This window comes from Pseudomonas putida S13.1.2 (assembly GCF_000498395.2).
In the GTDB taxonomy this organism is placed as follows: Bacteria; Pseudomonadota; Gammaproteobacteria; order Pseudomonadales; family Pseudomonadaceae; genus Aquipseudomonas; species Aquipseudomonas putida_Q.
Window position 1 is genome coordinate 4,649,168 of record NZ_CP010979.1, and the last position, 25,667, is coordinate 4,674,834.

A 25,667-nucleotide genomic window follows, 5' to 3' on the forward strand; every position below is an offset into this window, starting at 1 on the left:
TGCCGGCGATGGCCCCAACACCTATCCCACTGAATAAACACAGAGGAACGGCCATGGTCCTGCGTTCGGAAATCCTGGTGAACAAAAACGTCATGCCAACTGCGGAACAGGCCCTGCCTGGCCGCGAAACGCCAATGAGCCTGCCCGAGTTCCACTACGTGTTCGAAGGCACCCCGCTGCTCGGCCCCTTCTTTGAGGGCGCCATCGACTTCGCCATCTTCGGCCTGGGTTGCTTCTGGGGCGCGGAGCGGCGCTTCTGGCAGCGCGAAGGCGTGGTCAGCACCGTGGTCGGCTACGCCGGCGGTTTCACCCCGCACCCTACCTATGAAGAAGTCTGCTCGGGCCTGACCGGCCACACCGAAGTGGTGCTGGTGGTGTTCGACAAAGACAAGGTCAGCTACCGCGAGCTGCTGGCGATGTTCTGGGAGCTGCACAACCCGACCCAAGGCATGCGCCAGGGCAACGACGTCGGCACCCAATATCGCTCGGCCATCTACTGCACCAGCCCTGAACAGCTGGACCAGGCCAAGGCCAGCCGCGACGCCTTCCAGGCCGAACTGACCAAGGCCGGCTTCGGTGAGATCACCACCGAAATCGACCAGGCACCGACCGTGTATTTCGCCGAGGCCTACCACCAGCAGTACCTGGCCAAGAACCCGGACGGCTACTGCGGCATCGGTGGCACCGGTGTATGCCTGCCACCCAGCCTGCAGGGGAACTGAACCATGGCCACGATGACCCTGTTCCACTCGCCATTGTCGCCTTTCGTGCGCAAGGTCATGGTGGTGCTGCACGAGACCTCGCAGCTAGAGCGTGTAAAGCTGCAAGCGGTAAACATCAGCCCGGTGAGCGGCGACCCGCAGCTTAACCAGGACAACCCGATCGGCAAGATCCCGGCCCTGCGCCTGGACGACGGCACCGTGCTGCATGACAGCCGGGTGATCTGCGAATACCTGGACCTGCAACACGTCGGCCTGCCACTGCTGCCCCGTGAAGGCTCGGCGCGCTGGCGGCGCATGACGCTGGTGTCGCAGGCCGATGCGATCATGGATGCGGCGGTGTCGTCGCGCTATGAAAGCTTCCTGCGGCCAGAAGACAAACGCTGGGACGGCTGGTTGCAGGCGCAGGGCGACAAGATCCGCCGTAGCCTGGCCAACCTGGAGCAGGAGCACCTGCCCGAGCTGGTGTCCGGGTTCGACCTGGCGGCGATTGGCGTGGCCTGTGCGCTGGGGTATCTGGATTTGCGTCAGCCGGAGTTTGGTTGGCGTGAACGCCAGCCAGGCCTGGCTGCCTGGTATGCCGAAGTGGCCAAGCGGCCGTCGATGGTCGCCACATCTCCAGTTGCCTGACAAGGCCTCTTCGCGGGCACGCCCGCTCCCACAGGTAGAGTGCTGTGGGAGCGGGCGTGCCCGCGAAAGCTTCATCTAGGTAATGCAGGAAACAGCTGCCCAATCCTGAGGGCCAGCCACCGCCCGATTTCTCTGTCCTCCCTCATGCCGACCTCCCCACCCGCGCCCAGTCCAGCCGCCGGGTCAGCACCATGAACACCCCCAGCAAGCCAAAGCACAGCAGCGAGCCCATCAGCAGCGCATAGTCCTCGGCACTCAACAGCCCGTAGAGCATCGCATACAGCGCCGCCAGCCCCGCCGCAAACCCCACGCCTCGCCCCAGGCTGCGCAACACATGGCTGAGGTAGAAGCCGATCAGCAGCACACACGCCGAAGCCGACAGCCCGTACGCCAGGCCAAAGCCTATGTGCTCGGACAACGACAACAGCAGCAGGTAGAAGAACGCCAGCGCCACGCCCACCAGGATGTACTGCACCGGGTGCACACTCAGGTTTTTCAACACTTCGAACAGGAAGAAGCCGGCAAAGGTCAGCGCGATGAACAGCAACGCGTACTTGATCGCCCGCTCACTCTTAAGGTACTGGTCCACCGGGTCGACAAAGCTCACGCCGAAGCTGCGCTCGCTGAAGTCTTCGCACTGGCCGGCGGTGGCGCACTGGCGCAGGGCATCTTCAAGGTTGGTGGCGAAGAACGACGTCTGCCAGTGGGCGCTGAAGCCTTGCGCATCGATGTCGCGGCGGTTGGGCAGGTAGTTGCCGACAAAGCTCGGGTGCGGCCAGTTGGCACGCATGTCCACGCTGCTGGTGCGGCCCACCGGCACGATGTGCAACTGGCCGGTGCCTTGCAGAGCAAGGTCGAAGCCATAGCTGAATTCCCGTGCCTGCATACCGTCCAGCCCCGGCAGGCTGGCATGCACGCCACCGCGCATCCAGTCGAGCTGGGTGCCGGCCTCGAACGGCACCTTGTGCTCGTCCATGCTCAGCTCCAGGCCATTCTCGATGCCGCGGATATCGCTGATGCCCACCACCAGGAAGGGTTTGTCGAAGCGATAGTCGTCGAAGTCCTTGTCGATGCCCCAACGCTCCGGGAGCTTGAAGCGGCCGCTGATACGTCCCTTGGCGTGGAACAGCCGGGCCTGGTAGATGCCGCGGGCACGCAGCTCTGTGTCCACGCCCAGGTCGGCGGCGAAGGTTTCCGGCAGGAAGTACAGGTGGCCGGCCACGGTGCTGGTTTCCTGGGTGCGCTCGCCGTCCTTTTCGATCCAGCGGCGCTGGTACTTGCGGTACGGCACCACCAGCAGCGGGCCGCTGAGCTGCTGGTCGAAGCTGGCACTTTGGGCGATGTCGCGCAACACGTTGTCGCGCAGGGCCTGGCGCTCATCGATCAGGCCGTTGATCAGCAGCAGCGGGATGAGCAGCAGCAATATGAGCACGGCGATCATGCCGAGTTTGTAACCGAGGGTCTTGGTCATGGGGCCTCCTTTGGCAGTGGGCGCAAGTGTCTGCGCCTTGCGTGGAGGCTTTGGGGAGCTTGTGTGGAGATCGTGTGTACTTTCAAGGACCAAATCGCCGGCAAGCCAGCTCCCACAGGTCCAGCACAAGGCCCGAAACCTGCGCAGTACCTGTGGGAGCTGGCTTGCCGGCGATGGGCTGCAAAGCAGCCCCGGCTATTTCAGCTGATACGCCGCACCGGCAGCCACAAGCGCACCCGCACCCCGCCATCGACGTTATCCACCGCCAACGCCCCGCCATGCAGTTGCATCACCTCGGCCACAAAATTCAGCCCCAGCCCGGTGCTCTTGCGCCCGCTCCCCGGCCGCGGCAGCGAGTAGAACCGCTCGCTGACCCGCCCGATGGCATACGCCGGTATCGCCTGCCCCTGGTTGAACAGGCTCAATGCTACCCGCTCGCCAGCGCGCTCCAGGTCAAACAGCAGGGCGCCACCGGCGGGGGTGAAATCCAGTGCGTTATCCAGCAGGTTGGCCAGCGCCTGGCGCATCAGGAACGGATCACACAGCAAACGCAAACCCGCCGGCACCCGCTGACGCACGTGCAAACCGGCGCCTTCGATCCGCGCCCCATGGGCCAACAGCAACTCGTCCACCAGCGCCGCCAGCGCCACCTGCTGTTCATCCTCCAGGGCCTGCATCTGCTCGACCCTGGCCAGGTTGAGCAGGCGCTCGACCATCTGCTGCAAGCGCTCGCTCTCGCGCTCGATATTGCCAGCAAAGCGCGCGCGCTGGTCGGCGGGCATGCCCTCGTCCTGCAGCAGCTCGCAAGCCCCACGGATGGCCGCCAGCGGGCTTTTCAGCTCGTGAGTCAAGGTATGCACATAGCGCTCGACATAAGCCTTGCCCTCCAGCTGGGTGCGCATGCGTTCCACCGCCTGGGCCAGGTGCGCCAGCTCGCCACCCTTGTAGTGCGGCAACGCAGCCCGCTCACCCTCGCTGACCGCCTGGGCATAACGCGCCAGCCGGCGCAGCGAGCGCGCCAGCCACCACGACAGCGCCGCGCCAATCAGCAAGCCGAGGCCGATCAGCCCCAGGCCCAGCGTGAGCAGGCGCCGCTCGGAACGGTCGATGTACGGCTGCAGCGAGCTGTTGGGTTTGGCCACGGTGACCACGCCGATGACCTTGCCGTCGTCGATGATCGGTGCGCCAACGTGCATCACCGAGGTGCTTTCATCATTGGGGTCGCTGCGGGTGGAGCGGGCGCCGTACTGGCCGCGCAGGGTCAGCAGCACGTCATTCCACTGCGAGTAATCCTTGCCCAGCGCCTCACCGCTGGAGTCCAGCAACACGATGCCCTTGGCGTCAGTGACATAGATGCGGTGGCTGACCTGGTTCTTGGCCAAGCCCCAGATCTGCGCGCCCGGGCTGCGCGAGCCGTAGGCCTTGAGTACTTGCGGCAGGCGGCTCTGGTTCAAGGTGCCGGCCTTGACGTCATCGCGCAAGATCTCGGCCAGCAGGTTGGCGGTGTCGACCAGTGTTTCTTCGGAAGACTGGCGCACCACCGGGCGGATCTGTTCACGCACCGTGTTGAGCAGAAAGTAGCCCGCCAGGCCGACGAACAGGAAGTACACAAGGAAGATCCGGATGCCCAGGCGCATCAGGCATGGTCCGGGCTGTAGCTGTAGCCGAGGCCGCGGTGGGTCTGGATCGGCTCGGCGTCACCCGCGACCTGGCGCAGCTTGGCGCGCAGGCTTTTGATGTGGCTGTCGATGGTGCGCTCGTACCCTGCATCGGAGGCCACCCCCAGGGCATCAAGCAGCTGTTCTCGGCTGAACACCCGCTGCGGCTGCTCCAGCAGCGATTGCAGCAGGCGGAATTCATGGCGGGTGAGTGTGAGTGGCTGGCCGCGATAGGTGATCTGCATGCGCAGGGTGTCGAGCTGGAACAACGCCGCATCGGTAGCCGGGGCGGCCCTGGGGCCCATGCGCTTGAGGATCGCCCGCACCCGCGCCGCCACTTCACGCGGGCTGAAGGGTTTGACCACGTAGTCGTCGGCACCGATTTCCAGGCCTACCACCCGGTCGATTTCACCGTCACGGGCGCTGAGGAACATCACTGGCACCTCGGTGAAACGGCGCAATTGCCGGCAGGTTTCGAAGCCACTGATGTCGGGCAAGCCGATGTCGAGGATGATCAGGTCGGCCGGGCGCTGGCGCTGCTGGTCGAGGGCGGCGCTGCCCAGGGTCACCCATTCGGTGCTGTGGCCGTCGGCCTGCAGGGCGTAGATCAGGGTGTCGGCGATGGCGGCTTCGTCTTCGACGATGAGGATATGGGGCATGGATGCGCGGCCTGTGCAGATGTCGATGGCGACGCACTATTGTGTAGGAGCGGCCTTGTGTCGCGAAAGGGCCGTAGAGCGGCCCCGGCTATATCTGCTTCAGCGCTGAGATCATGGGGCCGCTTTGCGGCCCATCGCAGGCAAGCCAGCGCCTACAAGTACTGCATAGCCCTCGAGAGCAGCGCTATCCTGTGGGAGCGGGCGTGCCCGCGAAGGGGCCGGTGCAGGCATCCCGAATCAGCAATCAGGCTTGCCAGCGGTAAACTTCTTCGCCGGGTTGACCGCCGCCTTGAACTCGCGCAGCGCCTTGGAGCCCACCAGCAGCGGGTAGTTGAAGCTGCTGCGGTCCACCAGGTTCACTTCCACGGTGCGCTTCACATCACCCAGGCACAGCTCCAGGTCCACCACCGGGCGCTTGGAAATTTCCGGCGCATCGCCCTCTTCCTCCTCATCGGCACGGCCCTTGATCTTGCTGATGCGCGAGACCTTATGCTCGTACACCTTGCCGTCCGAGTCCTTGGTCGCCAGGCGGAAGCGTACCCACTCGTCGCCATCGCGGCTGAACAGTTCGATGTCCTTGGCCGACAGCGACGCGGTGAAGGCACCGGTGTCCATCTTGGCCTTCAGGGTTTCGCCCAGCTCGGGCAGGGCGATGTTCTCGTACCGGCCGTAGATCGTAGGTTCGGCGGCCATTACTGGCAGCGCCAACAGTGACAACATGGCAAACAGAGATTTCACAAGCAGGCTTCCTTGAGAAGGGTCAGTGCTTAGACTGCACTGGCAGGATAGGTTCGCTGTCACAAGCCTAATCAACATAATGTGAAACATTTGTTGCCGCCGCAGGGCATTGGACATTTGGCGTAGGCCACTGCCCTGCTTATCATTGCCAGCCGTTTATTTCCCACAACAAGAGTCTCTTTATGCGTCGCCTGCTGACCGGCATTCTTACTACCACTCTGCTGCTGCTCAATACTGTGGTGTTGATCTGCCCGCTGCTGGTCTTTGCCCTGCTCAAGCTGGTGTTGCCCGGCCGTGGCCGCGACTATGCCTCGTGGGCAGTGATGTGGGTGGCCGAAACCTGGTCGGAAATCGACAAGGCCATCTTCGCCCTGTGCATTCCTACAAAGTGGGACATCCGCGGTGTGGAGAACCTGCGCAAGGACACGTCCTACCTGGCCGTGAGCAACCACCAGACCTGGGTCGACATCCCCGCGTTGATCGAAAGCCTCAACCGCCGCACGCCGTTCTTCAAGTTCTTCCTGAAAAAGGAACTGATCTGGGTGCCGCTGCTGGGCCTGGCCTGGTGGGGGCTGGATTACCCGTTCATGAAGCGCTACAGCAAGGCGTTTCTGGAAAAGCACCCCGAGCTCAAGGGCAAGGACCTGGAGATCACCAAGGCAGCCTGCGAGCTGTTCAAGCGCCAGCCGGTGACCGTGGTGAACTACCTGGAAGGCACCCGGTTTACCGAAGCCAAACGCCAGGAACAGCAGTCGCCGTATCGCTACCTCCTTAAGCCCAAGGCGGGCGGCGTGGCGTTCGTGCTGGCGGCGCTCGGCGAGCAGCTGGACGCACTGCTGGACGTGACCATCGTGTACCCCGGCAACCAGGCACCGGGGTTCTGGGCGTTGCTCAATGGCAGCATTAGCCGGGTGATTATCGACATTCAAGTGCGAGAGCTGGACCCGGCATTGTGGGCAGGGGATTACGAGAATGATCCCGAGTTCCGGCAGACCGTACAGGCCTGGGTGAACCAGCTGTGGGTCGAAAAGGACCAGCGGATCGAGCAGCTTAAGGCCGAAATGGGCTGATATGTTTATCGTCTGACCTGGCCTCTTCGCGGGTAAACCCGCTCCCACAGGGAGGGCGCGGCACTCAAAGGCAGTGCAGTACCTGTGGGAGCGGGTTTACCCGCGAAGAGGCCAGAACAGGCAAAGCACAATCCCCATTAAAACCCAGGCTAATAATCAACATTAGGATTACTTCTTTGTCACACCCCACCTAAGTGGATAAAAATCGATCAAAGCACAATTACAAAAAGCCTGGATCGATCAATGGCCAATCAACCTAGCTCCGCCCCGCCCCAGCTCCGCCGTGTCCTCGGCCTGCCCGCCCTGGTGTTCTTCGGCCTGGTCTACATGGTCCCACTGACCATCTTCACCACTTACGGCATCGTCACCGAACTCACCGGTGGCCGCACCGCCGGCGCCTACCTGGTCACCCTGGTGGCCATGCTGTTCACCGCAGCGTCCTACAGCTTCATGGTCAAACGCTTCCCGGTGGCGGGGTCGGCGTATTCCTACACCAACATGGCCTTCGGCCCCAACATCGGCTTTCTCGCCGGCTGGTCGCTGCTGCTCGACTACCTGTTCCTGCCGATGATCAACTACCTGCTGATCGGCCTGTTCCTCAACATCGCCTTCCCGGCAGTGCCCGCCTGGGCCTTCGTGCTCGCCTGCATCGCCCTGGTGACAGTGCTGAACGTGGTCGGCATCAACTCGGTGGCCAAGACCAGCAACCTGATCGTCGGCGCGCAGATCGTGTTTATCGGCGTGTTTGTCGCGCTGTCGTGCCAAACGCTGGCCGGCCAGCCGCTCGACCTGCTCTCGCCGCTGCTGGGTGACGGCAACAAACCAGGCTTCGGTCACTTGATGGCTGGCGCAGCGGTGCTGTGCCTGTCGTTCCTCGGCTTCGACGCCGTATCGACCCTGGCCGAAGAATGCCGCGACGCACGCCGCGACGTGCCACGGGCGATTATCCTCACCACCCTGTTTGCCGGCTTGCTGTTCACCCTGCTGGCCTACGTCAGCCAACTGGTGCTGCCGGGCAGCAGCTTCGCCAATGCCGATGCAGCGGCCAACGAAGTGATGTTCAAGGCGGGCGGGCAGTTTCTTACCAACTTCTTCACCGCCGCTTATGTTGCGGGCAGCCTGGGTTCGGCGCTGGCCTCGCAGGCGGCGGTGTCGCGCATCCTGTTCACCATGGGCCGCGACAACGTGCTGCCACGGCGTAGCTTCGGCTACCTGTCGCCGCGCTTTGGTACGCCAGTGTTCGCTATCTTGCTGGTGTCAGCCTTCTCGCTGCTGGCGCTGGTGATCGACCTGGCTACCCTCGCCTCGCTGATCAGCTTCGGCGCGCTGGTGGCGTTCTCGGCGGTGAACCTGGCAGTGGTCAAGACGCACCTAATGGATGACGCTAGCCAGCGTAATGCCAGGGGGCTGGTGAGCTATGGCGTGGTGCCGCTGGTGGGGTTGGGGCTGACACTGTGGCTGTGGACCAGCCTGTCGGCGCTGACGCTGGTGATTGGCCTGTGCTGGTTTGCCTTGGGCCTGGCCTACTTGGCGGTACTGACCGCCGGCTTCCGCCGCCCAGTGCGCCTGGTGGACTTCACAGAAGCCGCCTGACCCAATATCCCGAGGCCTGCGCGGTCCCTTGCAGGGGCGGCCATGTGTCGCGAAAGGGCCGCGCAGCGGCCCCGGCAACCTTCGACGCGAAGCTGAAAAACCGGGGCCGCTGCGCGCCCCTTTCGCGACACAAGGCCGCTTCTACAGGTACACCGCAAGTCTTCAGAGACTGGGATGCCAGCGCTGCCCTACAGGCCCTCAGACTGAAGGTTGGGCCAACGGCGCCGGCGTCGTCCACAAGCTCCCTAGGTTTTGCAACAGCGAACCAGCGATACCCTGCTGCCCCAGGTACTGCAGAATCAACGGCGCAAACTGCCCGATCATCCCGGTGTCCATCCCCAGCGCCTTGAACGCGCTGTCCAGGTCGCTGCGGTTTTCCACGTTGTTGCCCAGCGCATTGCTCAAGGCCGACTGATTTTCGCTGTTCTTGCCCAACAAATCGCCCAAGCCGCTCAAGCCACCCAGCGCATTGGCACCGGCCAGCAGGTCAAGCCCCGGCACTGCCTTGGTCAGCTGGCCGTAGTCATCGCTGCTCAGGTTGTTGCGTGCCAGCCCCAACATCGCCCCAGCCCCGCCCACGGCCTGCTCGGGGGTGATCTTCAATTCGCTGCCCAGGGTGTTCAGCAGATTGGCCTGTGCCTCGGGTGCCTGTACTTGGCCCTGCTGTTTCTGAGTTTGCATGGCGGACACAGCGTTGGCGGCGTCGCTGAGGTTGAAGGCGAACACCGGGCTTGCGGCCAGGCTCATCAGGGTTGCCAGGGTGAATGCTTTCATCGGTAGGGACCTCGTGGGCCGGGATGGCCGGGGAAACGAGGTTTTGACTATGGTTTTGGGAGATTGTTCCTAGCAGCAATCGGAACGTTTTGGTGCAACAGGACGGGATTGTCAACCTGACACTTCTATCAGTAGCCGCATATATTGAACTGTTAGATAATTACTGCCAGTCGCCCCCAGCCGCTATAGGTAAAATACGATGAATCAATATATAGCACAAACCTATACTGCATATGGCTACGCAGCGAAACTACCGACAGAGAAAATTCTTTTGGGGTTTAATGGTGAGCACCCTGACCTGCAGACAAGGCTCTATATTTTGGGTTCCGGGTATAGGGCTTACGCCGCAACATTAATGCGTTTCATGTCGCCCGACATTTTAAGTCCTTTCTCTCACGGCGGCATTAATACATATAGCTATTGCCTAAATGACCCAATCAACAACATTGATCCCACCGGTCATGCTGGGGTTCGGTCGTTGATTAGCAGACGGCAACAACCAGTAGTTCGGACTCGCTCGCAGATTCTGTACCAACTAGACAGCCCATTCCAAGTCAATACTCCTTCTCGGTATGATGCTCCGCCTTACTTCACCTCCCATCCAGAGGCATTTTCGACACCTGGCACTCCCCCCGCTTACAACCCCGGAAAGCTTCCAGAGTATTCCAAGCGGCTGCCACGTGGTCACCAGCGCATTATCACGCCAACGTCATCCTCTGGGGAATTTGTTCAATTAGCATCGCCGCCAGCCTATGAAAAGCTACCACTGCAAACCCAAAAAAAAGATCCGCTGCCTACGCATCAGGCGGAAGCCTATCGAGCTGAGCTACTAGAAATCAATGGAAGATACCGCCGGTTACACAACATGGTCGGAAGGCTCCGGCGCTCAAACATGTTTGTCCCCGAGGAATACCGCAGCAATCTTAATGATCTGCGCCGTGAGCGAAATAATATTCGCGATTTGCTAAGGGAATAACGCAAGGCGTGAAATTCGCCCAGGCTTCGTGATCGGTCCACTCATAGAAATAAAGCCCCTCAATTGGAGGGGCTCTTGTTAGCAGAGGCTGATTACGCCGCACCCCACATCTTGTGCGGGTCGATCACAAACTTCTTCGGTACACCCGCATCAAACTCGCCATACCCTTCTGGCGCCTGATCCAGGTTGATCACCTGCACCCCCACTACTTCAGCAATGTTGATGCGGTCCCACATGATCGCCTGCATCAGCTGGCGGTTGTACTTCATGGTCGGGGTCTGGCCGGTGTGGAAGCTGTGCGACTTCGCCCAGCCCAGGCCAAAGCGTATGCTCAGCGCGCCGATCTTGGCGGCGGCATCGACCGCGCCCGGGTCTTCGGTCACGTACAGGCCCGGGATACCGATGTTGCCGGCCACGCGGGTAACCTGCATCAGCGAGTTCAGCACAGTGGCCGGTGCTTCGTGCTTGGCGCCTTCGTGGCCATGGCCACGCGCTTCGAAGCCAACGGCGTCGACGGCGCAGTCCACTTCCGGCTCGCCGAGGATGTCGATGATCTGTTCGTGCAGCGGGGTGTCCTTGGACAGGTCGACCACTTCAAAGCCCTGGGACTTGGCGTGGGCCAGGCGGGCCGGGTTCAGATCGCCGACGATGACGCAGGCAGCGCCCAGCAGGCGCGCCGAGGCAGCGGCGGCCAGGCCGACCGGGCCGGCGCCAGCTACATAAACGGTACTGCCTGGACCAACGCCGGCAGTCACGGCACCGTGGTAGCCGGTAGGCAGGATGTCGGACAGGCAGGTCAGGTCACGGATTTTTTCCATGGCCTTGTCGCGGTCTGGCAGTTTCAGCAAGTTGAAGTCGGCGTATGGCACCAGCACGTATTCAGCCTGGCCGCCGGTCCAGTCGCCCATGTCGACGTAGCCGTAAGCACCACCGGCGCGGGCCGGGTTTACGGTAAGGCAGACGCCGGTGTGCATCTCTTTGCAGGAGCGGCAGCGGCCGCAGGCTACGTTGAACGGTACCGACACCAGGTCGCCGATTTTCAGACGTTCGACATCCCGCCCGATCTCGACGATTTCACCGGTGATTTCGTGGCCCAGGACCAGGCCGACCTGGGCAGTGGTGCGGCCACGGACCATGTGCTGGTCGGAGCCGCAGATGTTGGTGGAGACCACCTTCAGGATGACGCCGTGCTCGATCTTCTTGCCACGCGGGTCCTGCATTTTCGGGTAGTCGATGTGTTGCACTTCGACCTTGCCGGCGCCGAGATATACCACTCCACGATTGCCAGACATGCTCTTACCTCGCTTGATTTTTATTTATGCAGCGGTGGTTGAACGCGCCGCCATCCATGGGCGGCTTGTGTTACTGGAATGCAGGGAATTGTGGGCCTGATAGGCCGGGGTGCACTGACTGGAAGCGACAGGGGGATGTCTTTTAGCGGCAGGTACAAAGGTGTGAGGCCATTCGCGGGACAAGCCCGCTCCCACAGGCTCACCGCTCTTTCGAACATGGCGATGAACCTGTGGGAGCGGGCTTGTCCCGCGAAGAGGCCGGTACAGGATGTCAGAGCACGACCGTGCGGTTGGCGTTGAGGAACACCCGCCGCTCGATGTGATACCCCACAGCCCGCGCCAGGGTCAGGCATTCGATATCCCGCCCCTTGGCAATCAGGTCTTCCGGATAGTGGCTGTGGTCCACCACCTCGACGCCCTGGGCAATGATCGGCCCTTCGTCGAGGTCGTTGTTGATGTAGTGCGCCGTGGCACCCACCATCTTCACGCCCTTGTTGTAGGCCTGGTGGTAAGGCTTGGCGCCCTTGAACCCTGGTAACAGCGAGTGGTGAATGTTGATCGCCCAGCCATCCAGGCGCCGGCACAGCTCGGGCGACAGCACCTGCATGTAACGGGCGAGGATAACCAGCTCGGCACCCGTTTCCTCGATCACCTGCAGCACCTTGCGCTCTTGCCCCGCCTTGTCGTTGGGGTCGAGGGCGAAGTGGTAGTAGGGGATCTTGTGCCAGTGCGCCAGGGGCTCGAGGTCGGGGTGGTTGGACACCACCGCAACCACGTCCATGCCCAGTTGGCCGATGCGCTGCCGGTACAGCAGGTCGTTCAGGCAGTGGTCGGCCTTGGACACCATGATCACCACCTTGGGGCGGTGATTGGGTGCGGTCAGCTCAAAGGCCATGCCGAACGCTTCGCTGCGCTCGGCCAGGCCGGCACGGAAGCCCGTTTCGTCGAAATCGTCCGGCTGGCGGAATTCGACGCGAATGAAGAAGCGCCCCGACTGCCGGTCATCGAAGGAGTGGTGCTCAGTCACGTAGCAGCGCTGCTCGAAGAGGTAACGCGTCACCACGTCGACGGTGCCGAGCATGCTCGGGCAGTCGGCGGTGAGAATCCAGGTATCCGGTGCCCGACTCATGTTCTGCTCTCCTTAAGCTTCGATGCTCAGGCCGTATTCGGCCGAAGCGTCCTGCAGCCACAGCCACCAGTAGTCGGCGAAGCTGCGGCGAATCACCAGTTCCCAGGTGTCTTCGGCGGTACGGCGGATCACCAGTTGCGACTTGGCGAACACAGTACCCACAGCCTTGCCCACCGGAAAGTTGTTCGGGTGAACATCATAGCTGGTGGATTTCATCAGCACTTCGCGCACGTTCGGGCCGCGCAGTTCCAGCAGGCTTTGCCCGCCGCTGACGTTGACCACCTGGATGTGCTGGCCATCAAGGGCCGCGCGCAGCTTTTGCTCGACCGCCAGTTCCTGGCCACCGGGCACGATCAGCAGCCACTCGTCGGGGCCGACCCATTGCAGCGACATGTCGTTGTTGGCAACCACGGTCAGGGCTACTGGCAGCTCCAGGCCCAGGGCCTTGTGCACGCCGGCGGCGAACTCCGGGTTGTGGCCATCGCCACGCAGGGTCAGGTGGCCAAGGAATTTGCGTTCACGCAGGGTCACGCCTGCGTTCTTGCGGCCTTTGCCAACCAGGCTGGCCAGGTCGGCGTGGTGCAGTGGCGACTGGGCCTTGGCCTCGGCGCCGGGGTTTTGCTGGAAGACGTTGATAGCGCTCATTTCTTACCTGCCTTGAATTCTGTAGTTCCGAGCAACGCCGAACCTGTGGGAGCGGGTTCACCCGCGAAGAGGCCAGTGAGGCCAACATCGCATTCGCGGGTAAACCCGCTCCCACAGGGTTTGGCGCCACCATCCGGGGGCCTTAGACGTTCTGCCGCTCACCCTTCGGATCGAAGAACACCGAAGACACGATTTCCGCCTCGATCACGCTGCCATCTGCCTGCGGCGAGTAGACACGCTCGCCCATGCGCTTGAGGCCGCCTTTGACCACACCCATGGCGAACGAATAGCCCAGGGAGTTGGACGCGTAGCTGGAGGTAACGTGGCCAACCATGTCCATCGGGATCGGCTGTTTCGGGTCGAACACCAGCTGGGCGCCTTCCGGCAGCCACTTGGTCGGGTCGACCGGCTTCAGGCCTACCAGCTGTTTGCGGTTCTCGCGCACGCAGTCTTCGCGGTTCATGCCACGCAGGCCGATCCACGAATAAGGCTTGTTGCGGCCCACACACCAGCTCATGTTCAGGTCGTCCGGGTTCATCGAACCGTCGGTGTCCTGGCCAACGATGATGAAGCCCTTCTCGGCACGCAGTACGTGCATGGTCTCGGTGCCATACGGGGTCAGGTTGTACTTCTTGCCGGCCTCGATGATCTGTTCCAGCACGCCCATGGCGTAGTTGGCCTGCACGTTGACTTCGTACGACAGCTCACCGGTGAACGAGATGCGGAACACACGGGCCGGCACGCCGCCGACGTTGCCTTCCTTCCAGGTCATGAACGGGAAGGCTTCCTTGTCCATGTCGATGTCGGTCAGCTCGCTGAGCAGCTTGCGGCTGTTGGGGCCGGACAAGGTCATGGTGGCCCAGTGGTCGGTGACCGAGGTGAAGTACACCTTCAGCTCCGGCCATTCGGTCTGGTGGTACAGCTCCATCCACTGCAGCACGCGGGCGGCACCGCCGGTGGTGGTGGTCATGATGAAGTGGTTGTCGCCAACGCAGGCGGTTACGCCGTCGTCGAAGACCATGCCGTCTTCCTTGCACATCAGGCCGTAGCGGGCCTTGCCCACGTCCAGCTTGGTCCAGGCGTTGGTGTAGATGCGGTTGAGGAACTCGCGCGCGTCCGGGCCCTGGATGTCGATCTTGCCCAGGGTCGAGGCGTCCAGCAGGCCCACGCTGTCGCGCACGGCCTTGCACTCGCGGGCCACGGCGGCATGGATGTCTTCACCGGCTTTGGGGAAGTACCAAGGGCGCTTCCACTGGCCGACGTCTTCGAACTCGGCGCCGTTCTTCACGTGCCAGGCATGCAGGGCGGTGAAGCGCACGGGCTCGAACAGGTGACCACAGTGACGGCCCGCTACGGCGCCGAAGGTGACCGGCGTGTAGTTGGGGCGGAACATGGTGGTGCCCATTTCCGGAATGGTGATGCCGATCGAACGGGCGGCGATGGCCAGGCCGTTGATGTTGCCCAGTTTGCCCTGGTCGGTACCGAAGCCCAGCGCGGTGTAGCGTTTTACGTGCTCGACCGACTCGAAGCCTTCACGGGTGGCCAGCTCGATACCGGCCGCGGTCACGTCGTTCTGCTGGTCGACGAACTGCTTCGGCCCCTTGCTGCCTTTGTCGTGCGGCACCTGGAACAGCGCCACGGTGGCCTCTTCCTTGCGCGCCACGGTTTTTGGCAGGGTGCCGACAGAGGCTTTGAAGCCCGCCTCGGTGGCTGCGCGAACGCCGCCTTCGAAGCCATCGGCAATCACATCACCAAGGGCGTAGACGCCATTGATGCCACCCACGCACTCGCGTTTCTGCGGCGCATCCCCCGGTACGAAACCGAGGATGTCGTCACGCCATACCGGGCGACCGCCCAGGTGCGAAGCCAGGTGAACGATCGGGCTGTAGCCGCCGGAAGTTGCGATCAGGTCGCACTCAAGGGTTTCGCCTGGGCTGGTGACTTTGTGCGCCTGCACATCGATGGCCGCCACGCGGGCGCCGGTGACGTGCTTGCTGCCTTTGGCCTCGACCACGGCGCTGGAGGTGAGGATGCGGATGCCTTTGGCACGCGCTTCTTCAACCAGCGAGCCACGTGGGTTGTGGCGGGCATCGGCGATGGCGACCACTTGCAGGCCAGCGTCGTGCCAGTCCAGCGCGGCGCGGTAGGCGTGGTCGTTGTTGGTCGACAGCACCAGTTTGCGGCCCGGGGCCACGCCGTAGCGGCGCACGTAGGTGGAAACGGCACCGGCCAGCATGTTGCCCGGTACGTCGTTGTTGCCGTACACCAGCGGGCGCTCGTGGGCGCCGGGCGCCAGTACCACGCGCTTGGCGCGTACACGGTGCACACGGTGGCGTACCTGGCCGATCGGGGCGCGGTCGCCGAGGTGGTCGGTGAGGCGCTCGTGAATGGTCAGGAAGTTATGGTCGTGGTAGCCGTTGACCGTGGCGCGTGGCAGCAGGGTCACTTCCGGCAGGCCTTCCAGCTCTTTGATCACGGCGTTGACCCAGTCGGCGGCAGGCTTGCCGTCGAGGGTTTCGCGGCTGTCGAGCAGGCTGCCGCCAAACTCTTCCTGCTCGTCAGCCAGGATCACACGGGCGCCGCTGCGCGCAGCAGCCAGTGCAGCGGCCAGGCCAGCAGGGCCGGCGCCGACGATCAGCACATCGCAGTGCTGGTTCATGTAGTCGTAGCTGTCCGGGTCGTTCTGCAGCGGTGCACGGCCAAGGCCTGCAGCTTTGCGGATGTACTTCTCGTAGGTCATCCAGAACGATTTCGGGTACATGAAGGTTTTGTAGTAGAAGCCCGGCGGCATCATGCTGCCGCCCACCTTGCCGAGGATGCCCATGACGTCGTTGTTGACGTTCGGCCAGCCGTTGGTGCTGGTGGCGACCAGGCCTGCGTACAGCGCCTGTTGGGTGGCGCGCACGTTCGGGATCTGGGTGGCTTCGCTGGAGCCGATCTGCAGGATGGCGTTCGGCTCTTCGGTACCGGCAGCGATGATGCCGCGTGGGCGCGAGTACTTGAAGCTACGGCCAACGATGTCGACGCCGTTGGCCAGCAACGCAGCGGCCAGGCTGTCACCGGCATAACCCTGGTAGGTCTTGCCGTTGAAAGTGAAGTTCAGGACCTTGCTGCGGTCGATGCGGCCGCCGCTGGCGAGGCGATAGGTCTGGCTCATACTTTTTCCCCTTGGCCTTTGACGGTCGACGGTGCGTTTGCAGCTTTACCGTTGGCGGTCACTTGCGGCTTCTCGCCAATCTTGTAGGTTTCCAGAATTTCGTAGGTCACGGTGTCGCGGGTGACGTTGAAGTACTGGCGGCAACCGGCAACGTGGTCCCACAGTTCATGGTGAATACCGCGAGGGTTGTCACGGTAGAACATGTAGGTACCCCACTCCTCGTCGGAGCAGGCGGCAGGGTCCAGCGGGCGGGCGATGTGCGCCTGGCCAGAGGCGTGAAACTCTTCTTCGGAGCGCAGCTCGCCGCAGTGGGGACAGAAAATATGCAACATGACGGTGTCTCCGGTTAGTGGGCGACGGCGGCGGCGCCGTGTTCGTCGATCAGTGCGCCGTTGTAGAAACGGTCCATGGAGAACGGCGCGGCCAGTGGGTGCATTTCGCCCTTGGCCAGGCTCGCAGCAAAGACGTTGCCCGAACCCGGGGTCGCCTTGAAGCCGCCAGTGCCCCAACCGCAGTTGAAGAACATGTTCTTGACCGGGGTCTTGGTGATGATCGGGCAGGCGTCCGGCGAGGTGTCGACGATGCCGCCCCACTGGCGGTTCATGCGCACGCGCGAGAGGTTGGGGAACATCTCGACGATGGCCTGCAGGGTGTGCTCGATCACCGGGTACGAACCGCGCTGGCCGTAGCCGACCCAGCCGTCGATACCAGCACCGATTACCAGGTCGCCCTTGTCGGACTGGCTGATGTAGCCGTGCACGGCGTTGGACATGATCACGCTGTCGATGATCGGCTTGATCGGCTCGGATACCAGCGCTTGCAGCGGGTGCGATTCCAGCGGCAGGCGGAAGCCGGCCAGCTTGGCCATGTGCCCGGAGTTACCGGCGGTGACCACGCCAACGCGCTTGGCGCCGATGAAGCCTTTGTTGGTTTCCACACCAATGACCGCGCCGTTTTCCTTGCGGAAACCGATCACTTCGGTCTGCTGGATCAGGTCCACGCCCAGGGCGTCGGCAGCGCGGGCATAGCCCCAGGCCACGGCGTCGTGGCGGGCTACGCCACCACGGCGCTGAACGGTTGCGCCAAGGATCGGGTAACGGGTGTTCTTCGAGCAGTCCAGGTACGGGATTTCGGCCGCGACCTGGGCGGTGTTCAGCAGCTCGCCATCGACGCCGTTGAGGCGGTTGGCGCTGACGCGGCGCTCGGAGTCACGAATGTCCTGCAAGGTGTGGCACAGGTTGTAGACGCCGCGCTGGGAGAACATGACGTTGTAGTTGATGTCCTGAGACAGGCCTTCCCACAGTTTCATGGCGTGCTCGTACAGCTGCGCCGACTCGTCCCACAGGTAGTTGGAACGCACGATGGTGGTGTTACGGGCGGTGTTGCCGCCGCCCAGGTAACCTTTCTCGATCACGGCAACGTTGGTGATGCCGTGCTCTTTAGCCAGGTAGTAGGCCGTGGCCAGGCCATGGCCGCCACCGCCGACAATAACCACGTCGTACACCTTTTTAGGGGTTGGCGTGCGCCACATGCGCTGCCAGTTTTCGTGGTGGCTGAGGGAGTGTTTGAAGAGGCCGAAGCCCGAGTAGCGTTGCATGGTCGTTTACTCCACTCAGCGGTAAACAGGGAAGTCTGCGCACAGCGCCGCGACGTTCTTCGCCACATCGGCTTCGACGTCTGCGTCACCGAGGTTGTCGAGGATGTCGCAGATCCAGCCGGCCAGGGCCACGCACTGCGCAACCTTGAAGCCGCGGGTGGTGACGGCCGGGGTACCGATGCGCAGGCCCGAGGTGACGAACGGCGACTGTGGGTCGTTCGGCACGGCGTTCTTGTTGACGGTGATGTGCGCGCGGCCCAGGGCGGCGTCGGCATCTTTGCCAGTGAGGCCCTGGCGGATCAGGCTGACCAGGAACAGGTGGTTGTCGGTACCACCGGACACCACGTCGTAGCCGCGGTCGATGAACACCTGGGCCATGGCCTGGGCGTTTTCGATCACTTGTTGCTGGTAGGCCTTGAAGCCAGGCTCCAGCGCTTCCTTGAAGCACACGGCCTTGGCGGCAATCACGTGCATCAGCGGGCCGCCCTGGGCGCCCGGGAATACAGCGGCGTTCAGCTTCTTCTCGATCTCTTCGTTGGACTTGGCCAGGATCAGGCCGCCACGAGGGCCGCGCAGGGTCTTGTGGGTGGTGGTGGTCACCACATCGGCGAACGGGATCGGGTTCGGGTACAGGCCAGCGGCAACCAGGCCGGCTACGTGGGCCATGTCGACGAACAGCAGCGCACCGACCTTGTCGGCGATGGCGCGGAAGCGTGGGAAGTCGAGGGTTTTAGAGTAGGCCGAGAAACCGGCAACGATCATCTTCGGCTTGTGTTCGACGGCCAGGCGCTCGACTTCGTCGTAGTCGATCAAGCCGGTGTCGGTGTTGATGCCGTACTGCACGGCGTTGTACAGCTTGCCCGAGGACGACACTTTGGCGCCGTGGGTCAGGTGGCCACCGTGGGCCAGGCTCATGCCGAGGATGGTGTCACCGGCCTGCAGCAGGGCCAGGTAGACGGCGCCGTTGGCCGACGAGCCGGAGTGCGGCTGGACGTTGGCGTAATCGGCACCGAACAGCTGCTTGGCGCGCTCGATGGCCAGGGCTTCTACCTTGTCCACGTGCTCGCAGCCACCGTAGTAGCGCTTGCCCGGGTAGCCTTCGGCGTATTTGTTGGTGAGGCCGCTGCCTTGGGCCTGCATGACGCGCTGGCTGGTGTAGTTTTCCGAGGCGATCAGCTCGATGTGATCTTCCTGGCGCTGTTCCTCGGCATTCATCGCCGCCAGCAGTGCGTCGTCGTAACCCTGGATCTGGTCTTGCTTGCTGAACATCGTGTATCTCCCGGCAGCGATCGTTTTTTGTCGTGGGGCACTGTGGCCCTTTGTGGCGATGGTATGACTGGCGGGGTCTGGTCAGATGCCTGCGCACGCCTTGCAATGGCGCGTTTACGACATTCGTTTTGCACTGGGTTCTCTGGCCCTATCGCCGGCAAGCCAGCTCCCACAGAAATTGCAGCGTCCTCAAGCCCTGTGGAGTACCTGTGGGAGCTGGCTTGCCGGCGATAGGGGCTGTACAGGCAAAGCTGAAAATCAGCCGATACACAGCTTGTATAGGCAACCGCTGAATCGATGGTTTAGAGTGCTGTTCTGCGTCGTTCACAGGACCGTGTCATGACAGATAAGAGCCAACAATTCGCCAGCGACAACTATTCCGGTATCTGCCCCGAAGCCTGGGCGGCGATGGAAAAGGCCAACCACGGCCACGACCGCGCCTATGGCGACGATCAGTGGACCGAGCGCGCCTCGGAATACTTCCGCAACCTGTTCGAAACCGACTGCGAGGTGTTTTTCGCCTTCAACGGTACCGCCGCCAACTCCCTGGCCCTGGCCTCGCTGTGCCAGAGCTACCACAGCGTGATCTGCTCCGAGACCGCCCACGTCGAAACCGACGAATGCGGCGCGCCGGAGTTCTTCTCCAACGGTTCCAAGCTGCTGACGGCGGCCAGCGTCAACGGCAAGCTGACCCCGCAATCGATCCGCGAAGTGGCACTGAAGCGCCAGGACATCCACTACCCCAAGCCGCGCGTGGTAACCATCACCCAGGCCACCGAGGTGGGTACGGTGTACCGCCCCGATGAGCTCAAGGCGATCAGCGCCACCTGCAAGGAGCTGGGCCTGAACCTGCACATGGATGGCGCGCGCTTTACCAATGCCTGCGCGTTCCTGGGGTGCAGCCCGGCCGAGCTGACCTGGAAGGCCGGCGTCGACGTGCTGTGCTTTGGCGGCACCAAGAACGGCATGGCGGTGGGCGAGGCGATCCTGTTCTTCAACCGCCAGCTGGCCGAAGATTTCGACTACCGCTGCAAGCAGGCCGGGCAACTGGCGTCAAAAATGCGCTTCCTGTCGGCGCCGTGGGTGGGCCTGCTGGAAGATGGCGCCTGGTTGCGCCATGGCAACCACGCCAACCATTGCGCGCAGCTGCTGGCGTCCCTGGTGAGTGACTTGCCGGGGGTGGAGCTGATGTTCCCGGTGGAGGCCAACGGGGTGTTCCTGCAAATGCCGGAGCCTGCGATTGAAGCGCTGCGCGGCAAGGGCTGGCGGTTCTATACCTTTATCGGCAGCGGCGGGGCACGGTTCATGTGTTCCTGGGATACCGAGGAAGAGCGGGTGCGCGAGCTGGCGGCGGATATCCGCAGCATCATCACCGCCTGACAGGCCGCATTCGCGGGCATGCCCGCCCCCACATGGACCACACAAGGCTCAGGCCTGTGGTGATCCTGTAGGAGCTGGCTTTGCCGGCGATGAAGCCCACACCGATCTAAAGCCTGAACCCACCCATCTGCCGCGCCAGGTCATCAGCCAAGCCACGCAACGCCTGGCACTCTTCTCGGCAGCCCTGCACCTCTGCCGCCGTCTCCCGCGCCAGGTCGGAGATACCCTGCACCGTGCGGTTGATCTCTTCGGTCACCGCCGACTGCTCCTCGGTCGCCGTGGCCACCTGATGGTTCATGTCGCTGATGTGTTCCACCTGGTCGGTAATCGCCCCCAGCGACGCCCCGGTGCGCTGGCTCGATTCCACCCCACTGCCGGTCGCCTGCTGCCCCGCCTGCATTGAGCTCACTGCCGAACCCGCGCCCTGCTTCAGGCGCTGAATCATCTGTTGCACTTCGTCAGTGGACAGTTGCGTGCGTCGCGCCAGCGTGCGCACTTCGTCGGCCACCACAGCAAACCCGCGGCCCATTTCGCCTGCCCGCGCAGCCTCGATGGCAGCGTTCAGTGCCAGCAAATTGGTTTGTTCGGAAATGCTGCGGATAACCGCCAGAACTTCATCGATAGAAGCGACTTCGTCGGCCAACTGCGCCACTGCATCGGCTGCCTTGCCGATGTCGCCCGACATGCCCTCGATGCCCTGAATCGAACGCCGTACCACCTCGCGGGCCTGCAAGGCCTCATCCCGTGCCGACTGCGAGGCCTGCGCCGCATCACCCGCATTGCGGGCAATGTCCTGCACGGTCAGGCCCATTTCGTGTACGGCAGTGGCAACCATTTCGGTCATTTCCTGCTGCCGCCCTGAGCGCTCTGCCGTGTTGTCCACCACTTGGGTCACCTGCTCAACTGCCCGATGCAGCCGTTCGGAAGTCTGCAACACCTCGCCAATCAGGCTGCGCTGGCTGTCGAGAAAGCGGTTGAAACCCCGGGCCAGGTCACCCAGTTCGTCCTCGCGCGAATCATCCAGGCGGTGGCTGAGGTCGCCTGCGCCACTGCCAATCTGTACCAGCGCAGCGGTGACGCGGCGCACAGGGCGCACCAGGCCCCGCGCCAGCAGCACCACCAGCAGCAGCGACACCAGGGCCACGGCGCCACCGATCAGGCTGGTCAGCCATACCGCCTGATGCATTTGTGCGTAGATTTCCGACTCCGGCACCTCGGCTACCAGGGTCCAGTTGAGGTCGCGCAGGGGCAGGCCCAGCGCCAGGTAACGCTCGCCGTCACGGCTGAAACGGCTGCTGCGCAGGCCCTCGCCGCCCGTCATCACGGCCTTGGCAGCGTCCGTACCGAGCTGCTCGGTGAGCTGGCGCTTGCCGCTGAAAGCTGCGTCCGGGTGCACCTGGATCAGGCCGTCGTTACGTACCAGGAAGACCTTGCCATGCTCGCCAAAGCTGAAGTCGTGAATCAGCTTCGACAGCTCGGTCATGCGCAGGCCCATGCCGGCCACGCCCACCAGTTGGCCATTTTTTTCCACGCGGTAATCGATGAACAGCGCCAGCTCCCCGGTGGCACCGTCAATGTCGATATTGATAAACCGTTCGGCGCCGCTGTCGATGTAGCCGTAGAACCACTTGTCCTTGGGGTTACTGCGGTTGAGGGTGCGGTCCAGGCCATTCTCGTTGTAGTAGTGGCCGGTTTCGGTCGAGGCAAACAAGGTGGTGAAGGCTCGGTTGCGCTGTTTGGCTGCGCCCAGGTATTCGATGAATGCTGCAGCGTGCGCGGGGTCTTCACCGGCCGCCAGCCAGTCGCGCAGCAGGGTGTTGCCGGCAATGTCCGCCGCAGCCACCAGTGGCTGGCCGAGCATGCGCTCGATGTCATTGCGGATGGCCTCGACACTGGCGGGCAGGGCAGTGTCGACCAGGTAGCGGTCGGTAAGGCGGTTGAGCGCCACGGTGAAAATGATGACCACCACCAGGATGCTGGCCAGCAGGGCGGCGCCCATGCTGGTGATCAGCTGCCACTGGATGCTTTTACGCCAGATACGCATGCCCTACTCCCCCGCACATTATTGTTTTGCGGGAAGTGTATACACTTGCGTATCCAGTTAATCCAGTGATCTGGAACAATGAGTTGGGGCGTTGGGGCTGCTGCGCAGCCCATCGCGACACAAGGCCGCTCCTACAGGGGAACGCATAACCCTTGGAGGAGCGGCCTTGGGCCTTTCAGCTATCGATCAGGACTCTGAAATAGTCCGAACGATGGCGTCCACCGTGGCGTCGATCTGCGCCTGGGTACGCGCAAGGGTCTGCTGATGTTCTTTCTGCAGTTCAACCTGTTTGGAGCACAGGTTAAGGGCAGCCAGCACCAGCAGTTTGTCCCCGATCAGGGTCGGGTACTGACGCTTGGTTTCGTTCAGGGCGGTGTTGAGCATCCGCACCGCCTGGGCCAGGGTTTCTTCCTGGCCTTCGGGCGCCTTGATCGAATAGTCGATGCCGAGAATCGACACCACATTGACCGGCTGCTCTTGCAATCTCATGCGCCAACAACGCCAGCGCTGGCGCGATCAACCAGGGCTTGCAGGCGGGCGGCGGTGCTGCCGTTCTTTTCTTCCTGCTCCATCAGCGACAGCTGCAGGGTTTCGTTCTCTTCCTTGGCCTGGGCCAGTTGCGTGCCGAGGGCAGCGTTCTGCTCGGTGAGTTGAGCGTTTTTCTGCATCAGGTCGCTGACCAGTTGCTCGATTTGATTCAGGGAAGCTTCCAGCATGGGTCTATCTCAGGTTGTTGCGAGGGGCGCACACGATAAAGAAAAGCGCGGCCCATCGCCATTAAAAATCGGATTCACAAGGTGTCTGGCCCGCAGATTGACAGGGTAATCACCCCCTTGTTCCGACCTGGGTCAACCGCCGGTCAGGAAAAGGTTAGCTGCCTCACAATTTTTGCGGGTCGCACTCAAGACTGGCCAGTCACGACCGATAGCCCGGCAAGTCATGTTTTGTCGCACTTTGCGCACTCTTTATCCCTTGCCTGGATCCTCCTCTCCATGTCTCTACGTAACATGAATATCGCCCCGCGCGCGCTGCTCGGCTTCGCGCTTATCGGCCTGCTGATGCTCGGCCTCGGTATCTTCTCGCTGGTGCAGATGGGCAACATCCGCCAGGCGGGCGTGGCTATCGAGCAAGTCAGTGTGCCCAGTATCAAGATCCTCGACGAAATCACCGCGCTCAACCTGCGCATGCGCACCCTCTCCTACCGCCTGCTGACCAACCGCGAGCCTGCAATCCAAAGCGATACCCTCAACCTGCTGGCCCAGCGCAACAGCCAGATCGACCGCGCACGCCAGGCCTACCTGCCAATGATCGGCGCCGCCGACGAACAGGCCGCGTTCGACCAGTACGGCCAGTTGCTTGAGCAGTACCGCCAACTGGAATCGCGCATGCGCAGCCTCAGCCAGGCCGACCGCGTCGACGAACTGCGCGACCTGCTCAACCGCGACCTGCTGGCCAATTCCGAACAGATCAACAAGGTCATGGACACGCTGGTGCGCATCAACACCGACCAAACCCGCGCCACCAACGAGAAAGCCGCCAGCCAGTACGCTGCGGCCTTTGCCCTGGTGATCGGCCTGCTGGTTGCCGCCACCGTGCTGACCTTCGCCTGCGCCTTCCTGCTGACCCGCAGCATCGTCAAGCCGATCGATGAGGCGCTCAAGTGCGCAGAGCAAGTCGCCGACGGTGACCTGACCCATGTCATCCGCGCCGAAGGTACCGACGAAGCCGCGCGCCTGCTGCGTGCCATGGGCCGCATGCAGGACAAGCTGCGCGACACCCTGCAGCAGATCGCAGGCTCTGCCACCCAGCTGGCCTCAGCCGCCGAAGAGCTGAATGCCGTCACCGACGAAAGTGCCCGTGGCCTGCAACTGCAGAACAACGAGATTGAACAAGCCGCCACTGCCGTCACTGAAATGACCAGCGCTGTGGAAGAGGTGGCGCGCAATGCCGTGAGCACCTCGGAAGCCTCCAGTGAAGCCAGCCGTTCTACTGGCGACGGTCGTGACCTGGTGATGGAGACCGTGGGCGCCATCGAGCGCATGAGCGGTGATGTGCAGGCCACTGCCAAACTGATCACGCACCTGGCCGAACAGTCGCGTGACATCGGCAAGGTACTCGACGTGATCCGCGGCCTGGCCGACCAGACCAACCTGCTGGCGCTCAATGCTGCCATCGAGGCGGCGCGTGCCGGCGAGGCGGGCCGTGGTTTTGCAGTGGTGGCGGATGAAGTGCGTGCGCTGGCACACCGTACCCAGCAGTCGACCAGCGAGATCGAACGGATGATCGGCAGCATTCAAGGCGGTACGGAAGAGGCAGTGGAGTCGATGCGCACCAGCACCGAACGTGCCGAGTCGACACTGAACATTGCCCGTGGCGCGGGCATGGCGCTGGATACCATTGCCGGGGCAGTGGCGCAGATCAACGAGCGTAACCTGGTGATTGCCAGCGCGGCGGAAGAGCAGGCACAAGTGGCGCGGGAAGTGGACCGCAACCTGGTGAACATCAATGACCTGTCGGTGCAGAGTGCTACCGGGGCGCATCAGACCAGTGCGGCGAGTGCTGAGCTGTCGCGCCTGGCGGTTGACCTTAATGGTCTGGTAGCCCGTTTCCGCACCTGAAAAAGTTGGGGCCGCTTTGCGGCCCATCGCCGGCAAGCCAGCTCCCACAGGTTCTTCGCTGGTTTGAAGAGAGCTGTTAGGCTCCCAGAGGTTCTGCGCTGGTTTGAGAGGTACGGTGAGTCTACCTCAGGCCCTGGGTTGGTTTGAGGGGTACTGTGAGCCTTCCTCAGGCCCTGGGCTGGTTTGAAGGGTACTGTGAGCTGCGGGCTTGAGGATTACGGTGAGCCTGTGGGAGCGGGCTTGCCCCG

The 25,667-nt window shown here is 62.7% G+C and carries 22 protein-coding genes; 7 read left to right on the forward strand and 15 right to left on the reverse strand.

Going from position 1 to position 25,667, the window contains the following annotated elements:
* Window positions 1-53 precede the first annotated feature (53 nt).
* Complete coding sequence (msrA, locus tag N805_RS20605; protein WP_019470530.1) at window positions 54-722, forward strand: peptide-methionine (S)-S-oxide reductase MsrA; 669 nt, start codon at window positions 54-56, stop codon at window positions 720-722.
* A 3-nt stretch (window positions 723-725) separates the two neighbouring features.
* Window positions 726-1,349, forward strand: coding sequence for a glutathione S-transferase (locus N805_RS20610; protein WP_019470529.1), 624 nt, complete (start codon window positions 726-728; stop codon window positions 1,347-1,349).
* Between the two features lie 142 nt (window positions 1,350-1,491).
* Here N805_RS20610 and creD read toward each other — a convergent pair whose 3' ends face one another.
* From creD to N805_RS20630, 4 genes are all read right to left on the reverse strand, one after another.
* On the reverse strand, window positions 1,492-2,820 hold the full coding sequence (creD, locus tag N805_RS20615) for a cell envelope integrity protein CreD (protein ID WP_019470528.1): 1,329 nt from the start codon (window positions 2,818-2,820) through the stop codon (window positions 1,492-1,494).
* 200 nt (window positions 2,821-3,020) lie between these two features.
* On the reverse strand, window positions 3,021-4,457 hold the full coding sequence (gene creC, locus N805_RS20620; protein WP_019470184.1) for a two-component system sensor histidine kinase CreC: 1,437 nt from the start codon (window positions 4,455-4,457) through the stop codon (window positions 3,021-3,023).
* Window positions 4,457-5,137, reverse strand: coding sequence for a two-component system response regulator CreB (creB, locus tag N805_RS20625; protein WP_019470185.1), 681 nt, complete (start codon window positions 5,135-5,137; stop codon window positions 4,457-4,459). The genes creC and creB overlap by 1 nt, the downstream gene beginning before the upstream one ends.
* Before the next feature lie 237 nt (window positions 5,138-5,374).
* Window positions 5,375-5,875 (reverse strand): ATP-dependent zinc protease, encoded by a 501-nt coding sequence (locus N805_RS20630; RefSeq protein ID WP_019470186.1) that lies wholly within the window; start codon window positions 5,873-5,875, stop codon window positions 5,375-5,377.
* A 182-nt stretch (window positions 5,876-6,057) separates the two neighbouring features.
* Between N805_RS20630 and N805_RS20635 the strand changes: the two genes are divergently transcribed.
* Both N805_RS20635 and N805_RS20640 read left to right on the forward strand, forming a co-directional pair.
* Window positions 6,058-6,945 carry an acyltransferase gene (locus tag N805_RS20635; protein WP_019470187.1) on the forward strand — a complete coding sequence of 296 codons (888 nt, stop codon included), beginning with the start codon at window positions 6,058-6,060 and terminating at the stop codon, window positions 6,943-6,945.
* Between the two features lie 243 nt (window positions 6,946-7,188).
* On the forward strand, window positions 7,189-8,538 hold the full coding sequence (locus N805_RS20640; RefSeq protein WP_019470188.1) for an APC family permease: 1,350 nt from the start codon (window positions 7,189-7,191) through the stop codon (window positions 8,536-8,538).
* 198 nt (window positions 8,539-8,736) lie between these two features.
* Here the strand turns inward: N805_RS20640 and N805_RS20645 are convergent, their stop codons facing one another.
* Entirely contained in the window at window positions 8,737-9,312 is a 576-nt protein-coding gene (locus N805_RS20645; protein WP_019470189.1) for a DUF2780 domain-containing protein, read from the reverse strand.
* Between the two features lie 199 nt (window positions 9,313-9,511).
* On the opposite strand from N805_RS20645, the gene N805_RS31175 reads away from it, so the two are divergent.
* Window positions 9,512-10,288, forward strand: coding sequence for an RHS repeat-associated core domain-containing protein (locus N805_RS31175; RefSeq protein WP_080956827.1), 777 nt, complete (start codon window positions 9,512-9,514; stop codon window positions 10,286-10,288).
* A gap of 92 nt (window positions 10,289-10,380) precedes the next feature.
* Here N805_RS31175 and fdhA read toward each other — a convergent pair whose 3' ends face one another.
* The 7 genes from fdhA to N805_RS20680 all read right to left on the reverse strand — a co-directional run bounded on the left by fdhA (window position 10,381) and on the right by N805_RS20680 (window position 19,377).
* A complete protein-coding gene (gene fdhA, locus N805_RS20650; RefSeq protein ID WP_016497631.1) occupies window positions 10,381-11,580 on the reverse strand; it encodes a formaldehyde dehydrogenase, glutathione-independent in 1,200 nt (399 codons plus the stop codon).
* A gap of 271 nt (window positions 11,581-11,851) precedes the next feature.
* Entirely contained in the window at window positions 11,852-12,709 is an 858-nt protein-coding gene (gene purU / locus N805_RS20655; RefSeq protein ID WP_016484540.1) for a formyltetrahydrofolate deformylase, read from the reverse strand.
* 12 nt (window positions 12,710-12,721) lie between these two features.
* Window positions 12,722-13,354: a sarcosine oxidase subunit gamma gene (locus N805_RS20660; RefSeq protein ID WP_012270121.1), complete on the reverse strand. Its 633-nt coding sequence runs from the start codon at window positions 13,352-13,354 to the stop codon at window positions 12,722-12,724.
* Between the two features lie 142 nt (window positions 13,355-13,496).
* Entirely contained in the window at window positions 13,497-16,511 is a 3,015-nt protein-coding gene (locus N805_RS20665) for a sarcosine oxidase subunit alpha (protein ID WP_016497630.1), read from the reverse strand.
* Entirely contained in the window at window positions 16,508-16,843 is a 336-nt protein-coding gene (locus N805_RS20670; RefSeq protein WP_016484537.1) for a sarcosine oxidase subunit delta, read from the reverse strand. Before N805_RS20670 ends, N805_RS20665 begins: the two co-directional genes overlap by 4 nt.
* 14 nt (window positions 16,844-16,857) lie before the next feature.
* Entirely contained in the window at window positions 16,858-18,108 is a 1,251-nt protein-coding gene (locus N805_RS20675; protein WP_016484536.1) for a sarcosine oxidase subunit beta family protein, read from the reverse strand.
* A 15-nt stretch (window positions 18,109-18,123) separates the two neighbouring features.
* Window positions 18,124-19,377 (reverse strand): serine hydroxymethyltransferase, encoded by a 1,254-nt coding sequence (locus N805_RS20680; RefSeq protein ID WP_016497629.1) that lies wholly within the window; start codon window positions 19,375-19,377, stop codon window positions 18,124-18,126.
* A gap of 339 nt (window positions 19,378-19,716) precedes the next feature.
* Here N805_RS20680 and N805_RS20685 point away from each other — a divergent pair, with 339 nt between their 5' ends.
* Entirely contained in the window at window positions 19,717-20,757 is a 1,041-nt protein-coding gene (locus N805_RS20685; RefSeq protein ID WP_019470190.1) for a threonine aldolase family protein, read from the forward strand.
* Between the two features lie 106 nt (window positions 20,758-20,863).
* Here the strand turns inward: N805_RS20685 and mcpH are convergent, their stop codons facing one another.
* The 3 genes from mcpH to N805_RS20700 all read right to left on the reverse strand — a co-directional run bounded on the left by mcpH (window position 20,864) and on the right by N805_RS20700 (window position 23,517).
* Complete coding sequence (mcpH, locus tag N805_RS20690; RefSeq protein WP_019470191.1) at window positions 20,864-22,801, reverse strand: methyl-accepting chemotaxis protein McpH; 1,938 nt, start codon at window positions 22,799-22,801, stop codon at window positions 20,864-20,866.
* A 186-nt stretch (window positions 22,802-22,987) separates the two neighbouring features.
* A complete protein-coding gene (locus tag N805_RS20695; protein ID WP_019470192.1) occupies window positions 22,988-23,290 on the reverse strand; it encodes a cell division protein ZapA in 303 nt (100 codons plus the stop codon).
* Window positions 23,287-23,517, reverse strand: a complete 231-nt coding sequence (locus N805_RS20700) for a hypothetical protein (RefSeq protein WP_019470193.1) — start codon at window positions 23,515-23,517, stop codon at window positions 23,287-23,289. Before N805_RS20700 ends, N805_RS20695 begins: the two co-directional genes overlap by 4 nt.
* 276 nt (window positions 23,518-23,793) lie before the next feature.
* Here N805_RS20700 and N805_RS20705 point away from each other — a divergent pair, with 276 nt between their 5' ends.
* The gene (locus N805_RS20705; RefSeq protein ID WP_019470194.1) at window positions 23,794-25,419 is read left to right on the forward strand and encodes a methyl-accepting chemotaxis protein; all 1,626 of its coding nucleotides are present in this window, start codon (window positions 23,794-23,796) and stop codon (window positions 25,417-25,419) included.
* The last annotated feature ends 248 nt before the right edge of the window (window positions 25,420-25,667 follow it).

Excerpts from the sequence above, each read along its gene's own strand:
- msrA (WP_019470530.1), top strand. The coding sequence starts at position 54 with ATGGTCCTGCGTTCGGAAATCCTGGTGAACAAAAACGTCATGCCAACT.
- N805_RS20610 (WP_019470529.1), top strand. The coding sequence starts at position 726 with ATGGCCACGATGACCCTGTTCCACTCGCCATTGTCGCCTTTCGTGCGC.
- creD (WP_019470528.1), bottom strand. The coding sequence starts at position 2,820 with ATGACCAAGACCCTCGGTTACAAACTCGGCATGATCGCCGTGCTCATA.
- creC (WP_019470184.1), bottom strand. The coding sequence starts at position 4,457 with ATGCGCCTGGGCATCCGGATCTTCCTTGTGTACTTCCTGTTCGTCGGC.
- creB (WP_019470185.1), bottom strand. The coding sequence starts at position 5,137 with ATGCCCCATATCCTCATCGTCGAAGACGAAGCCGCCATCGCCGACACC.
- N805_RS20635 (WP_019470187.1), top strand. The coding sequence starts at position 6,058 with ATGCGTCGCCTGCTGACCGGCATTCTTACTACCACTCTGCTGCTGCTC.
- N805_RS20640 (WP_019470188.1), top strand. The coding sequence starts at position 7,189 with ATGGCCAATCAACCTAGCTCCGCCCCGCCCCAGCTCCGCCGTGTCCTC.
- N805_RS20645 (WP_019470189.1), bottom strand. The coding sequence starts at position 9,312 with ATGAAAGCATTCACCCTGGCAACCCTGATGAGCCTGGCCGCAAGCCCG.
- N805_RS31175 (WP_080956827.1), top strand. The coding sequence starts at position 9,512 with ATGAATCAATATATAGCACAAACCTATACTGCATATGGCTACGCAGCG.
- fdhA (WP_016497631.1), bottom strand. The coding sequence starts at position 11,580 with ATGTCTGGCAATCGTGGAGTGGTATATCTCGGCGCCGGCAAGGTCGAA.
- purU (WP_016484540.1), bottom strand. The coding sequence starts at position 12,709 with ATGAGTCGGGCACCGGATACCTGGATTCTCACCGCCGACTGCCCGAGC.
- N805_RS20660 (WP_012270121.1), bottom strand. The coding sequence starts at position 13,354 with ATGAGCGCTATCAACGTCTTCCAGCAAAACCCCGGCGCCGAGGCCAAG.
- N805_RS20665 (WP_016497630.1), bottom strand. The coding sequence starts at position 16,511 with ATGAGCCAGACCTATCGCCTCGCCAGCGGCGGCCGCATCGACCGCAGC.
- N805_RS20670 (WP_016484537.1), bottom strand. The coding sequence starts at position 16,843 with ATGTTGCATATTTTCTGTCCCCACTGCGGCGAGCTGCGCTCCGAAGAA.
- N805_RS20675 (WP_016484536.1), bottom strand. The coding sequence starts at position 18,108 with ATGCAACGCTACTCGGGCTTCGGCCTCTTCAAACACTCCCTCAGCCAC.
- N805_RS20680 (WP_016497629.1), bottom strand. The coding sequence starts at position 19,377 with ATGTTCAGCAAGCAAGACCAGATCCAGGGTTACGACGACGCACTGCTG.
- N805_RS20685 (WP_019470190.1), top strand. The coding sequence starts at position 19,717 with ATGACAGATAAGAGCCAACAATTCGCCAGCGACAACTATTCCGGTATC.
- mcpH (WP_019470191.1), bottom strand. The coding sequence starts at position 22,801 with ATGCGTATCTGGCGTAAAAGCATCCAGTGGCAGCTGATCACCAGCATG.
- N805_RS20695 (WP_019470192.1), bottom strand. The coding sequence starts at position 23,290 with ATGAGATTGCAAGAGCAGCCGGTCAATGTGGTGTCGATTCTCGGCATC.
- N805_RS20700 (WP_019470193.1), bottom strand. The coding sequence starts at position 23,517 with ATGCTGGAAGCTTCCCTGAATCAAATCGAGCAACTGGTCAGCGACCTG.
- N805_RS20705 (WP_019470194.1), top strand. The coding sequence starts at position 23,794 with ATGTCTCTACGTAACATGAATATCGCCCCGCGCGCGCTGCTCGGCTTC.